Raw genomic sequence first — 14,790 nt, 5'->3', positions numbered from 1 at the left:
CAAAATAAATAAAGTCATTTTTTTAATTATATGAAGTTAAATTAAATTATTTAAATCATTTTGTATTAATAAAAGAATAATTGTTCCCACAAGTAAAAATACACATAATAAGATTATCCTTAACCTATATTAAGTTGAATATAGTTGATTAATAACAAAACAAAAAGATATTATAGAAGACTTATATTTATAAACAAAGATATTGGGATTAAGGTACAGGAAATGGAACAAAACAATAATTCATCGCTAACAGAGCCACAAGAGGTATTTACGCCTATTCCTCAAGCACGAGGTGCCGCAGGGGGTGTTCGCTGGTTAGGGCTAGGATGGGATTTAATAAAAGAACGTTTTTGGATGTGGATAGGCGTTATTATTATCTACTTTATCGTTAGTCTTATTATATCGACCATTCTTGGATTTATTCCGCTAATTGGTCCAATCATCTCTCCTTTTATTACTACTGTATTAGCCGCAGGTGTTGTGGCAATTGCTCATCAACAATATGAGACTCAACGTCTTGATGTTGATACTTTATTCTTTGGTTTTTATAACAAACGTTATCTTAGCTTGATGGGTGCTTACGGTATTAGTTTTCTAATTTTACTTGCTGGGATTATTCTTGCCCTTATCGTCAGTAGTGCTGCTATGATGGATATTTTTTATGCTATCAATAGCGATTATCCTGAAGAAATTATTGCTGAAATGATGGTAGATAACTCTTCTGGCTTTATGCTGTTTTTTATCATTATGGCTATCTTTGGTGCGCTAAGTACGGCGGCTTATTGGTTTGTCCCAGCGCTGGTGTTAGTCAACGGCTATAAAGCATTCCCTGCAGTTAAAGCGAGCCTTTCGGCAGTAAAAATAAATTTAGCTGGTGGATTCTTCTTCTTTATTTTACTGTTCTTTATTATCGCAATTAGTGTTATTCCATTTGGTTTAGGGTTATTAATTACTATTCCTCTTTCTTATACTGCAATGTATGGCTCTTATCGTGACATTTTTTATCACCATAATGTAGGTAACCAAGGAAATAATGGTGGAAATGGTGGAAATGGAACGATTTCTCTTAATAAAACCGCTGAATCAAATATTGGTAAATTAGTCAGTTAATTCTTAATAATTGGCTTACTTAAATAAAAAAGCAGTAGAGCATAAGTCTTACTGCTTTTTATTATCTAGATACATTGCTTGTATTATTAACCCGCAAACGGATTTTTATTATCGTAAGATTTATTATAAAGTGCATCAGATATTAAATAATTATAAATTTCATCAATAATTTCAATACCTTCTTTTTCACTTCTTTGTTCTTCTATTTGACTATTCTCACCAGGATAAAGCACTTTCTCCACATGAGGAGCTGGCTTAATTGCATTTAACTCCCCCATAGCCTGTGAAATATGTTCTCTAAATAATGAGGCATCAGTAAAGAAAGCAGGATTAATAACAATATGTAATTGCCCTAGCTCTCGCCCTTGTGTTAAATCATGATACATCGAACTGACATGTTTACCGAAAGGAAGCCCCAGCAAAATACCAGACAACACATCAACCATCATCATTAAACCATAACCTTTAGGTCCCGCAATAGGTAATAAACCTTTTACTGCGAAGGGATCTGTCGTAGGTTTACCACTTTCATCAACTGCCCAAGTATCAGGAATATCGACATGACGCGAGCGCGCATCGAGTACCTTGCCCCATGCCTGTACAGTTGTCGCCATATCAAATGTAATATGTTTATCGCCTACTCCTGGCGCTGAAAAAGCGATAGGATTAGTGCCGTAATAGACTTCAGAGCCACCAAAAGGAACAACCATGGGATCAGATTGACACAACGAAATACCCACCATGCCTGCTTGTGATGCTTGTTCAACAAAATAAGACAGCGCGCCACTATGACCAATTCGTCTTACACCAACAACTGCAACGCCCTTCTCCTGTGCCATTTTAATTGCGCATTCCATTGCATCTTTCGCTGCAACATGCCCAGCACCATTATCACCATCAAATACAGCGCTACATGGCCCCGTTTCAGTATACGTAAAATTAGGCGCCGTATTTGTACCGCCTTTACTGATCCGCTCTGCATAATATTCCACACGCACAGCACCATGAGAATGAATACCTTTGGCATCAGCATGGACTAAGACATCAGCCACCGTATCAGCATGAGACTCACTCAATCCTGCATGATGTAATTTATTTTTGATTAATTGATGTAACTGCTGTTTAGAAACTATCATAGAATATGCTCTTTTGTAGGGTTCTAATTAAATAGAAATGTTATAAATAGCGAAGGTAAATTCGAGCGATAGGTCTAATTTAACAGCATAAATAGGATCTGCCGTGATCGGTTTAACCAATGGCGGATTGCGTTATATTTTTGTTAAATAGTCATTCTTTTATTAAAAAGCTTTTTATAATCCCTCTCATAATAAACAAAAAAGTGGCATAATTTCTTACACCACTCTTTGATACGTTAGTTTAAAAATAAACTGATTATGGAACAGGAACTGCTTCGCCTTTAAAGGTATCCAAAATAAATTTTTTGGTTTCAGGCGCTTTTAGTTGTGCCATTAATTTAGTAATACGCGGATCGTTTTTATCTTCTTCTCTTATAACAACCACATTGGCAAACTTGCTGTTAGCCGCAGGCTCTGTATAAATTACTTCTTTGCTTAAATCTAGCCCAGCATTAATGGCAAAGTGCCCATCAATAGAAGCGACATCTGCTTCACCATTTTTATAAATTTGTGGCAACAATGGACCATCATAGGTAAATAAAAACTTAATATTACGAGGATTCTCAACGATATCATCAATCGTAGAATCATCAGGATCAATGCCATCTCGTAATTTAATTAAACCCTCATCTTGAAACAGTTTTAATATATGTCCATGTTGTGCCAGATTATTACTACTAATCATTTTTGCACCATTAGGTAAATCTTGTAAGCTTTTATATTTCTGCGAGAAAAAACGATATGGGTGCATATGCACTGCACCTGCTGATACTAATTTCCAATCAGGGTGATCAGCTAGTGTTTTATTTAAATAAGGCACATGTTGAAAGAAGTTTGCATCCAATTCTTTTTCCGCTAATGCTTGATTAGGAATAATATAGTCATTAAAAATTCGAATATCTAACTCTAATCCTTCTTTGGCTAGTTGCGGTTTAATAAATTCTAGAATTTCCGCATGAGGTGTACTCGATGCACCAATAATTAATTTATTTTCTGATTTTTCATCTGATGGTTTGCAAGCAGAGAGCGCTAGGCTAATAAGTAGCAGTGATCCCAGTTTTTTAAATACTGTTAGTTTCATTATTGTAACCTTATTTTTAAATTTGATTTTTAATTGAATTAATTCTTTAATTATCGTTTATCTATATTTCTTACAACACTATCTCCCAATAACTGAATACATAGCACAATAAATAAAATCACTAATGTTGCAATCCAAACTACATCAAGATGGCTACGCTGAAATCCCTCTAGATAAGCTAAGTTACCCAATCCACCTGCCCCAATTGCACCTGCAACTGCAGTTCCTCCCACTAAAGAAATCAGCGTGACAGTTAAACCAGAAATAAGTGCGGGTGATGATTCTGGCAATAACACTTTAAATATTAGTGTAGGTAAATTAGCACCCATTGAGAGACTTGCTTCTATAACGCCTTTATCTACTTCACGTAATGCTAATTCAACCAATCGAGCATAAAAAGCAGCGGCTGAAATCACTAATGCAGGTAGTGCTGCATTAACACCTAATATGGTTCCCACAATTAATTTAGTAAAAGGGAACAATAAAATAATCAAAATAATAAAAGGAACGGCTCTAAAGATATTCACAATAAATGAGAGTGTTCGATAAATAAAAATATGTTCTTTATAACCCTCTTTTGCTGTTAAAAATAATGCCACACCAATTAAGATCCCTAATAAGCAGGATAATGCACCAGAAACAAGTGTCATATATAATGTATTTAATGTCTCTTCACCGAGTACATTAAGTTTTAAATGCGGTAAATAGCTATTCAACCAAATTTGTATTTCATCCATATCACACGACCGCTATATCAAATTTATTATTCTCAAGATATTGGATGATTTCATCCGATTTATTATTTAACTGTAAATAAATAAACCCGTTTTCTTGTGAAAAACTGCCTTTTATTAAATTAACAGGCTCATTAAATTTAGAAATTAAATCATAAAGTAAATAGTCATGTTTTTTACCCTCTTGCAGTAACAGTTTTATTACTGTGCCTTGCTGCTTTATATTATCAATATCATCACTGCTATCTGTTACATGTACTGATTGTGATAAAAACTGTTGTGTCACTTTATGTTTTGGTTGGTTAAATATTTTGACTACTTCGCCTTGTTCAATTATTTTTCCTTGCTCAATAACCGCTACTTTATTGCATATCGCTTTTACAACTTGCATTTCATGTGTGATCAACACAATTGTAATATTCATTTTTTGATTAATTTCAGCGAGCAGTGCTAAAATTGTTTGTGTTGTTTTTGGATCTAATGCAGATGTTGCTTCATCACATAATAAAACATCCGGATTATTTGCTAATGCCCTAGCAATACCAACACGTTGTTTTTGCCCACCACTTAATGTTGATGGATATTCATCAGCTTTATCAGCAAGCCCTACTAACGCCATTAATTCACTCGCACGCTGAAAACGTTGCTTCTTATCTAACCCTGAAATTTCAAGTGGGAATTCAATATTCTCTCTAACGGTGCGTGACCACAGTAAATTGAAATGTTGAAAGATCATACCAATTGAGTGACGGATTTTACGGATCTCACGTTCACTGCTGGTAGTAATGTTGTATTTACCAACAATCACTTCTCCTTTTGTTACAGGCTCTAAGCGATTCAATAAACGAATTAAACTACTTTTTCCTGCACCGCTATAACCAATGATGCCAAAGATATCTCCCTGCTCAATATTCAAATTAATATCATCAACAGCAATAGTTTGCTTTTTCCCTCGCTGATAAATTTTGCTGACATTTTTTAGTGTTATCATTTTAATCAACTCACTTATTAAATAGAAATCTAGACGGCTAAACATCTAGAAATCCAAGTTAATGTCAATATGAGAAATTGTCAAGCAAGGAATGAAAAAGAGATAAACAAAAAAGACATACCTTAGAATTAAATTATTTTTGATACGCTCTTTATTGAGATTTAACTCTGATATAATCAGATACTCTGGCTTTAATGACTTATAAAAAACAAATAAATAGCGTTAAATATTTAATACAGTTAATAAAAAACCCCCGGCCTAAGCAGGGGGTTAAATTATTAATACTCAATTAATTAGATAATAATTAACCGATATATTCTAAACCTTTCATGTATGGGCGTAACACTTCTGGAATTTCAATACGACCATCAGCCATTTGATAGTTTTCCATAATTGCAACTAAAGTACGACCTACTGCTAAACCCGAACCATTTAAGGTATGAACAAGTTGTATTTTCTTATCACCTTTAGAACGGAAGCGTGCTTGCATACGACGAGCTTGGAAATCCCACATATTTGAGCATGAAGAGATCTCACGGTAAGTATTTTGAGCCGGAACCCAAACTTCTAAGTCGTAAGTTTTACGTGAACCGAAGCCCATATCGCCAGTGCAAAGCACAACTTTACGGTAAGGTAGATTCAGTAATTGCAGCACTTTTTCAGCGTGACCAGTCAGCTCTTCTAATGCTTCCATTGATTTTTCAGGATGAGCGATTTGAACTAGCTCTACTTTATCAAATTGGTGCATACGAATTAAACCACGCGTATCACGACCATAAGAGCCTGCTTCTGAACGGAAGCATGGTGTGTGAGCCGTCATTTTTAATGGCAAGTCGTCTTCTTCAAGAATGACGTCTCTTACCATATTTGTCACAGGCACTTCTGCTGTTGGAATAAGTGCGTATTGGCTTTCTGCTTCTTCTTCTAACGGTTTAGTGTGGAATAAGTCTTCACTAAATTTAGGTAACTGACCTGTACCGTACAAAGTTGCATGGTTAACCAAGTAAGGAACATACATTTCTTGGTAGCCGTGCTTTTCTGTGTGCAGATCCAACATAAATTGTGTAATAGCACGATGTAAACGTGCAACTTGACCTTTCATCACAACAAAACGTGAACCGGTAATTTTTACCGCAGAAGCAAAATCTAAACCATCTGTTAGCTCACCTAAAGTCACATGATCTTTTAATTCAAAATCATAAGTCTTTGGAGTACCCCAACGAGAAACTTCCACGTTTTCGCTGTCATCTTTGCCATTTGGAACCGCATCATCTGGCATATTTGGGATAGTTAAAACGTAATCACGAATTTCCGCTTGAAGCACTTCAAGTTCGGCTTTTGCAGCTTCAAGTTTTTCACCTAACAGGTTAACTTCTTGACGAAGTGGCTCAATATCTTCACCACGCGCTTTTGCCGCACCAATGGACTTCGATCGAGAATTACGTTCTGCTTGCAGGGATTCAGTTTCAACCTGTAACACCTTACGGCGTTCTTCTTGTTGACGAATTTTTTCCACATTGAGGGTGAAACCCCTGCGAGCCAGTTTTTCGGCGACCGCGTCTAGCTCATTACGCAGTAGATTTGGATCGAGCATGCTTATCCTGTGCTTATTGATAGATTAATAAAAACCTTCTCTCCTATCTTATAAAAAAGATATCTGAGACAAGGCATAGTTAAGAAATTAATGATAATTTAATAACCTTACCGCATCTTTACATTTTGCGATAGCGTTTTGTCGTACTATTTTGATCTTGTTGAGCAAGCCAGTCTAATTTCTCTGCAAGCTTGATCTCTAACCCTCTTTTCACTGGGTAATAGTACTGCGTATCAGCCATTTCTTTAGGGAAATAGACCTCTCCGGCTGCATAAGCATTAGGCTCGTCATGGGCGTATCGATATTCAGCACCAAGCCCCATTTCTTTCATTAATTTTGTTGGTGCATTACGCAAATGCTCAGGTACATCATAATCAGGTTTACTTTTAGCATCAGCAATGGCTGCTTTAAATGCGGTATAAACAGCATTACTTTTGGGAGCGCAAGCCAGATATACAATTGCTTGAGCAATAGCACGCTCACCTTCTGCAGGACCTACTCGCGTAAAACAATCCCATGCAGCTATTGCCACTTGCATAGCACGAGGATCGGCATTTCCCACATCTTCGGATGCAATCGCTAATAAGCGACGAGCAACATAAAGTGGATCGCCACCGGCTGTTATGATCCTTGCATACCAATAAAGCGCAGCATCAGGCGCTGAGCCTCTTACCGATTTATGCAATGCAGAGATAAGATCGTAAAAGCGATCACCTTTATTATCAAAACGGGCACTTCGTTCACCACTGATTTCTGTCAGTAATGCCGGTGTTAATACTCGTTTTCCTTGATTATCAACTTCAGCGATATCCGCCATCATTTCAAGTAAATTCAATGAACGGCGCGCATCACCATTAACCAATTGTGCAATCATTTTGCGTGTATCATCTGGCAGGATAATATTACGTCCGCCTAAACCCCTTTCAGGATCGTCCAGCGCTTGTTGTAGAACTAACTCAATATCAGCTTCGGTTAATGAACGTAATAGATAAACTCTTGCTCTGGATAGCAACGCTGAATTTAATTCAAAAGAGGGGTTTTCTGTTGTTGCACCAATAAAAGTGATCGTGCCGTCTTCGATATGAGGTAAAAAGGCATCTTGTTGACTCTTATTAAAACGATGAACTTCATCAACAAATAGGATCGTTCTACGTCCTGCATTGCGGTTTTGGCGCGCAATTTCAATAGATTCTCTGATTTCTTTAATACCCGATGTCACCGCAGATAATCTTTCTATATCAGCTTGCGCATAGCGGCCAATGATCTCAGCAAGGGTGGTTTTACCCGTACCAGGAGGTCCCCATAAGATCATAGAATGCAATTGACCCGCTTTAATCGCTCGAGGCAATGGTTTACCTTCAGCAAGTAAATGAGTTTGTCCGATATATTGCTCCAACGTTTCAGGTCGCATTCTTGCCGCTAAAGGTTGGAACTCATTGCGTGAAAAATCGAGTGATAAATTACTCAAAATATCCTCACTGACGTTGGTCATCCACAGTCACACCCGCAGGAGGCGTAAAGCGAAACGCGGATGCATCGATTGGTGCGGCAGTCTGTGCAGTTAATTGATAATTACTTACCTGACCGTCTTGCTCTGTAGCTGCAAATTGCTGAATTTGTCCGTTAGGTAATACAGTTATCGTAAAATGTTTTAAGTTATTTTCTACTTTAGGTGTTAACTCAAAACGATCACCAGACTGTTTTACATCATAGTTTTGCCACTCTTTACTGTCATTACGGGCGATCAGCATAAAAGGCGTATTGGTTGTGGCACTTTCCAGCCAAGTTGCCGTAACTTGCTCGACAAAAGGATTGTAAAACCACAATGTTTTACCATCAGAGATCAATGTGCTCTCATCCGGTGCTGTCATTTGCCAATTAAACAAATCAGGGCGCTGTACTTTTAAACTGCCTTCCCCTTTTTGAATAAGAGAGCCTTCATTGCTGGTCACGGTTTGACTAAAGTTTGCTTGAAAACTATTTACTTTATTTAATCGTTGTTGCAAATCCTGACGTGCATCAGCCCAAGCGGCTTGGCTACTTATTAATGTCATCGCACACACTGCAAATAATACTTTTTTCATTCTACAAGCCTCGGCATGAGATAACGCCGACATAATGTCGGCGTATAAATTATTGATGATGTTGTGCAGATTACCACGCTATCTCATTAGCTGATAACTGTGTTTTCAAGATATTACATATCTGAAGGCGGTGGTGAAAGGACATCACGCGTATTGTTGTGATTTGGCGCACTGACAATACCTTGCATTTCCATTTGTTCCACAATTCTTGCTGCACGGTTATAGCCAATTCTAAATTGACGTTGTACTCCAGAAATAGAAACACGTTGTTTTTCAACCACAAATTCTACAGCTTGGTCAAATAACGGATCAAGCTCTTCACCATCATCATATCCACCACCACTATTGCCTTCACCTTCTTCGCTACATTTAGTAATGGCTTCAATATACTGAGGACGACCGCGTGCTTTCCAGTCGGTTGCTACTGCATGAACTTCATCATCACTGACAAAAGCACCGTGAACACGTTCTGGCGGATAACCATTAGGAGCATAAAGCATATCACCCATACCGAGTAAAGACTCTGCGCCACCTTGGTCTAAGATAGTTCGAGAATCGATTTTACTTGATACAGTAAATGCGATACGGCTAGGAATATTGGCTTTAATTAACCCTGTAATAATGTCCACAGAAGGTCTTTGTGTTGCAAGTACAAGATGGATCCCCGCGGCACGCGCTTTTTGTGCCAAACGAGCAATCAATTCTTCAACTTTCTTACCTACGGTCATCATTAAATCAGCAAACTCATCAACAACAACCACGATATAAGGCTCTTTTTCAAAAATTGTTGTTGTTTCAGGTATACCACCAATTCTCTTACGAATATCGTCAGTAATAGGAATTGGGCGCCCCATCGCTTCTGCTTCTTTAATTCTTTCGTTATAGCCAGCAAGATTACGCACGCCTAATGCTGACATTAGTTTATAACGGCGTTCCATTTCAGCCACACTCCAACGCAGAGCGCTTGCGGCATCTTTCATGTCGGTAACCACTTCGGTTAGAAGATGTGGAATACCTTCATAAACCGAAAGCTCAAGCATTTTAGGGTCAATCATAATAAAGCGAACATCTTCTGGTTTCGCTTTATAGAGAATGCTGATGATCATCGCATTCACACCGACAGATTTACCGGAACCTGTTGTACCGGCAACAAGTAAGTGAGGCATTTTAGCCAGATTGGCAACAACTGGCTGACCTCCGATATCTTTACCTAAAACAACAGTCAATGGAGAACGGCTATCACGAAACGCATTGCTATCTAATAACTCATGCATATATACGGTTTGGCGTTTTTTGTTAGGTAATTCCAGCCCTACATAAGGTTTACCCGGAATAACTTCAACAATACGCACCGCAATAGCAGACAATGAACGCGCTAAGTCGCGTGATAAATTTGATATACGTGCCGCTTTTACACCTGGTGCAAGTTCAAGCTCGAAACGAGTGATAACAGGTCCCGGTGAAATACCAACCACCTTGGCTTTAACACGATAATCATTAAGACGTGCTTCAATAAGTTTACCAATACGCTCAAGCTCGAACATATCAACAGGTTCATCTTCTACTGGTGGCGTTGTTAGTAGATCCAAAGAAGGCATTGGTGTTGTTGGTTTTTGCAACGGTCTATCATTACGCATCAAGAATGGGTGAATTAACGATTCTTGCTGTTGCTGTTGCTGTTGCTGTTGCTGTTGCTGTTGCTGTTGCTGTTGCTGTTGCTGTGCAAAATGCTGAGCCATATTAGGCTGAGGCTCAATACGTGATTGTGGTGCAGTTTGAGGTGCAACTTGTGGCGTAACAGGTTCTGAAACAATCGGTGTAAACACTGGCTCTGTCGGATCTTCATCCAATAGATCATCAATTGGCGAGAATGCCTCTAATGCTGTTAGCTCTCTTTCTAACTCAATTTTAGGGCTGTACTCTTCCTCTTCTTCATCACGAGGCGAAATTTGTAGAAATGCATTGCTGGCTGGATATTCAACTTTTTTCTCAATAGTTTGCGTCGGTTGCGCTGATTGTGAAGCAAATGAATGTTGAATATGAGGTTGATAACCTGTGGTTGCTTGTAATGAAGGTGCTGATGTTGATATTTGAGGTAAAACTTCATCTTCGTCATCATCTAACGAAACATCATCACCATAGCGATCCTGCAATTGTTGCTTAAATTGTGCTGCTAATTGTTGCTGATATTGCTCATCTTCATCAATATCACTGTTATTTTCTTCTGAAGAAGAGAATGTATTTGCGGTAACCGTTGGTTCATCACGATAATCATCTTGTTGATGATTAAATGAAGATAATGGCGTTGTAATATTTGGCTGATTGTCTGCTCCAATAATAGCTTCTGGATCAGCACTATCGTTCTCACCATAACGTTCGCGTTGCTGTTCGAGGAATTGCTGACGCAACTCTTGTTCGAAATTCGCTTGTTCTTGGATATCAGCTAATTCATCTTCAGGTTCAGATTGAACGGCTTCCTCACGACGACGTAGTTCTGCTTCACGTTGTGAAGGTATATGAATACCATAAAGTTCACGACGTGTTGGCAGTCGTACTGGATTTGGGCGAGGTAATTCAGGGCCTAATCCTTGTTTAATTTGAGAGCCATGACTAACAAGAACACTCGTTGCCACACCTGATGCCACCGTAGCTGCTGCTTGCGTTAAAGAGTCTGTATCAGGTGCTAACGAGAATGTAGGTTCAGCTCTGCCTGCTGGCATAACACTATCTGTTGATACGGACGATGGCTGTGCCATAGGTTTGTCATCAAATGGCATCTCAGCAGGTGTATTTTTTTCTGGCATTGAGTAAGCGAGATCTTGAGGAGCATTGGCTTCTGATTGCGCTTCTTTTTTCAAAAATGCTTCTGGAATATCAAAACGGTAATGTTCTGGTTCTTCCTCTGTATGAGTGGGTTGCGAAACCGTTTCTGGCACAAAAGGAGCAGCTTGTTGCGTCAATGTTTGCGCATGCTCATCTGTTATGTCGTTTGTTGCAGAGAAAGACGGCAAATCATCTTCTTGCTCTGCTTTAACTTGTAATGTGTCTATCTCTTGCTGACGAGCTAGTTCAAGTGCCGAAGGCGCAGAAAATAAAATATCATCACTCTCTTCTGTTGTTAATTCTGTTTGCTGATTTTCTTTTTGATTTGAATTTTCAGCTATTTCTGTAACAACGTCTTGAGTATCCTCTTCTTCATCTTCGTAATCAGCTTCATTTTGACCTCTATTGGCAATAAAACCAACACCGCCCAAAATTACGGCACCAATTTTTTCTGTGATTGTTAACCAAGACCAGCCAGTAAACAATGTAAAGCCAATTGCCCACACAGATAACAGAGCAAGAGTAGCACCTAAAACATTAAACCACGGTAATAAGGCTTTACTAAACAAACTGCCAATAACACCGCCAGAGCTGAAATTGTAGATATCATCAAAATTAAGATCAGCCAATGCACAAGAGGTAAAGATCAGAGCCAAAGCACCAATCGTGCGAAGTGCAAGGGAAAAGAAGTCGGTATATTCACGGTTTTGTTGGTAGCGTAAAGAATTCCAGCACCCAAAGACCACGACAACAGGAATTGCATAGGCAAGTAAACCAAATGCAGAAAATAGAATATCAGCTAACCATGCCCCGATACTACCGCCTAAATTTTGAATAGGCTCATTCCAAGTGGTTTGTGACCAGCTAGGATCAGAGGGATGAAAGCTAAGTAACGAAACCATTAAAAAGACAGCGCCAATGCCGATGAGGATGAGAATAGCCTCCCAAATACGGCGACGGTTGCTTATCTTTGTTAAACGAATATTTTTATCTTCTGTATATTCCTGGCTCAAAGATGGCTCTCCAGGTTTAACTGAGGGTGAATTAAAACGGAACAACGCTGAGATATCCCAGCGTTGAAACTGTATGCATAAACAGGAGTGTACCTAACTTTTTCCTGCTTTGCACCAACCTATTAAGTTGGCTTAGCGAGTTTTAATTACAAGACGGTTACTTTGTTTAACTTCTTCCATAACCACGTATGTACGTGTGTCATTAACACCTGGAAGACGTAACAGTGTTTCACCGAGTAATTTACGGTAAGCGGACATATCAGGTACACGAGTTTTCAACAGATAGTCAAAATCACCAGAAACTAAATGACATTCTTGGATTTCTTCAAGTTTTTGAACAGCCATATTAAATTGTTCAAAAACATCTGGCGCACCGCGGTTTAATGTGATTTCCACGAATACCAGTAGTGATGCATCTAAGTAGTGTGGGTTTAACAGTGCAGTATAACCAGAAATAAATCCTTGGCGTTCTAAACGACGTACACGCTCTAAACAAGGCGTTGGTGATAAACCTACACGCTTAGATAGTTCAACGTTTGAAATACGACCATCTTTTTGAAGCTCATTTAGAATATTCCGGTCTATTCTATCAAGATCTTTACCCGGACGTTTTTTATTATCAATCATCTCTATACTCTCTTTCTCTTTTTCTCTTACTTTATTTTCCTATACCCATACCTGTACACCTTCAGCATCACTGTCGAAACTTCGGTATCAAACGGTCAGAGCAAACTACCAATCTATTTTCTTTTAATCCCAGATAAAAGTTCTATTTTATCCAAATACTCATTAGCAAATATCGTAAAGTAACTATCCTATACCCTGTCTGTCTAAAAAATAATACGTATAACATCCGAGGATAATTATCTTTAACAATCATGTTTTCGCAAATGTACAGCGGATTGTCAAAGCAAATGAGTAAAAATCAGAACAAGGCGCTATGTTATTCTCTATATACGCAAGATAAACATCAATTGTAAAGCAAAATGTTTCAGGTTAATTCGATGATGTTAGCCCAATATAACTCTATAATTATTAAACTATATTAGTATTAACTATTGCTAAAATAGCTAAAATATTATGTCTATTTCTCGTCATTGGCTTTTTTTAACGTCTTATTTCTCCTACAATCCCTCAATTCGCATCACGCCTAATCAGAGATGAGGTACACATGAGCACCATCAAACATAGCAAACTTATTATTTTAGGTTCTGGCCCTGCGGGTTATACCGCCGCCGTTTATGCTGCAAGAGCAAACTTAGAACCAGTACTGATTACGGGTGTTGAAAAAGGCGGTCAGCTGACAACGACAACAGAAGTCGAAAACTGGCCCGGTGACCCAGAAGGGTTAACAGGTCCTGGATTAATGGACCGCATGTTTCAGCACGCTGAAAAATTTAATACAGAGATTATCTCTGACCATATTAATAAAGTCGATCTGAAAAACCGTCCATTTCGCCTATTTGGTGATGAACAAGAATACACTTGTGATGCTTTAATTATCGCAACAGGTGCTTCTGCACGTTATATCGGTTTACCTTCAGAAGAATCTTTTAAAGGCCGAGGCGTTTCAGCTTGTGCAACCTGTGATGGATTTTTCTATCGTAATCAGAAAGTCGCTGTTGTCGGTGGCGGAAATACCGCTGTGGAAGAAGCTCTTTATTTAGCAAATATTGCATCAGAAGTTCATCTGATCCACCGCCGTGATTCTTTCCGTTCTGAAAAGATCTTAATTAACCGTTTAATGGACAAAGTTAACAGTGGCAACATTATTTTGCATACTGATCGTACCTTAGACGAAGTTCTTGGCGATGATATGGGTGTAACGAAAGTTCGCTTAAAAGATACTAAGAGCGATAAAACCGAAGAATTAGATGTTATGGGTGTCTTTATCGCTATTGGTCATAGCCCTAATACTGCTATTTTTGATGGCCAATTAGAATTAGACAACGGTTACATCAAAGTGCAATCAGGTACGCAAGGTAATGCAACACAAACCTCTATCGAGGGTGTTTTCGCCGCAGGTGACGTAATGGATCACATTTATCGTCAAGCAATTACCTCCGCAGGTACAGGCTGTATGGCTGCTTTAGATGCAGAACGCTACTTAGACGCACTAAAATCCAACTAAAATCATCACTTCCTTTCAAGGCGCTATTTCAGTAGCGCCTTTTACCATGTAACATACTAGCCTGGTTGCCAAAGCGTATAACTACTTACCCTT

11 protein-coding genes are annotated in these 14,790 nt (G+C 38.6%); 2 read left to right on the top strand and 9 right to left on the bottom strand.

Annotated elements, in window-relative coordinates; genetic code table 11:
* Nucleotides 1-222 precede the first annotated feature (222 nt).
* Complete coding sequence (locus QQS39_RS06260; protein WP_196735755.1) at nt 223-1,110, top strand: BPSS1780 family membrane protein; 888 nt, start codon at nt 223-225, stop codon at nt 1,108-1,110.
* Between the two features lie 86 nt (nt 1,111-1,196).
* On the opposite strand, the gene allD is transcribed toward QQS39_RS06260, so the two are convergent.
* The 9 genes from allD to lrp all read right to left on the bottom strand — a co-directional run bounded on the left by allD (nt 1,197) and on the right by lrp (nt 13,193).
* Complete coding sequence (allD, locus tag QQS39_RS06255) at nt 1,197-2,246, bottom strand: ureidoglycolate dehydrogenase (protein WP_285805570.1); 1,050 nt, start codon at nt 2,244-2,246, stop codon at nt 1,197-1,199.
* Between the two features lie 256 nt (nt 2,247-2,502).
* Nucleotides 2,503-3,327 (bottom strand): MetQ/NlpA family ABC transporter substrate-binding protein, encoded by an 825-nt coding sequence (locus QQS39_RS06250; protein WP_151434693.1) that lies wholly within the window; start codon nt 3,325-3,327, stop codon nt 2,503-2,505.
* A 50-nt stretch (nt 3,328-3,377) separates the two neighbouring features.
* The gene (locus QQS39_RS06245) at nt 3,378-4,064 is read right to left on the bottom strand and encodes a methionine ABC transporter permease (protein WP_151434692.1); all 687 of its coding nucleotides are present in this window, start codon (nt 4,062-4,064) and stop codon (nt 3,378-3,380) included.
* A gap of 1 nt (nt 4,065) precedes the next feature.
* The gene (locus QQS39_RS06240) at nt 4,066-5,097 is read right to left on the bottom strand and encodes a methionine ABC transporter ATP-binding protein (protein WP_285805569.1); all 1,032 of its coding nucleotides are present in this window, start codon (nt 5,095-5,097) and stop codon (nt 4,066-4,068) included.
* Nucleotides 5,098-5,356: 259 nt separating this feature from the next.
* The gene (serS, locus tag QQS39_RS06235; protein WP_151434691.1) at nt 5,357-6,646 is read right to left on the bottom strand and encodes a serine--tRNA ligase; all 1,290 of its coding nucleotides are present in this window, start codon (nt 6,644-6,646) and stop codon (nt 5,357-5,359) included.
* A 118-nt stretch (nt 6,647-6,764) separates the two neighbouring features.
* Nucleotides 6,765-8,114, bottom strand: a complete 1,350-nt coding sequence (locus QQS39_RS06230) for a replication-associated recombination protein A (RefSeq protein WP_285805878.1) — start codon at nt 8,112-8,114, stop codon at nt 6,765-6,767.
* Nucleotides 8,115-8,121: 7 nt separating this feature from the next.
* Nucleotides 8,122-8,730 carry an outer membrane lipoprotein periplasmic chaperone LolA gene (gene lolA / locus QQS39_RS06225; RefSeq protein ID WP_075672453.1) on the bottom strand — a complete coding sequence of 203 codons (609 nt, stop codon included), beginning with the start codon at nt 8,728-8,730 and terminating at the stop codon, nt 8,122-8,124.
* Nucleotides 8,731-8,843: 113 nt separating this feature from the next.
* Nucleotides 8,844-12,566, bottom strand: coding sequence for a DNA translocase FtsK 4TM domain-containing protein (locus QQS39_RS06220; RefSeq protein ID WP_285805568.1), 3,723 nt, complete (start codon nt 12,564-12,566; stop codon nt 8,844-8,846).
* A 132-nt stretch (nt 12,567-12,698) separates the two neighbouring features.
* Nucleotides 12,699-13,193, bottom strand: coding sequence for a leucine-responsive transcriptional regulator Lrp (gene lrp, locus QQS39_RS06215; RefSeq protein ID WP_004244566.1), 495 nt, complete (start codon nt 13,191-13,193; stop codon nt 12,699-12,701).
* A gap of 544 nt (nt 13,194-13,737) precedes the next feature.
* On the opposite strand from lrp, the gene trxB reads away from it, so the two are divergent.
* The gene (trxB, locus tag QQS39_RS06210; RefSeq protein WP_023581304.1) at nt 13,738-14,697 is read left to right on the top strand and encodes a thioredoxin-disulfide reductase; all 960 of its coding nucleotides are present in this window, start codon (nt 13,738-13,740) and stop codon (nt 14,695-14,697) included.
* Nucleotides 14,698-14,790: the final 93 nt, after the last annotated feature.

The organism is Proteus appendicitidis (assembly GCF_030271835.1).
In the GTDB taxonomy this organism is placed as follows: Bacteria; Pseudomonadota; Gammaproteobacteria; order Enterobacterales; family Enterobacteriaceae; genus Proteus; species Proteus appendicitidis.
This window is presented reverse-complemented; position numbering and strand designations above follow the sequence as displayed.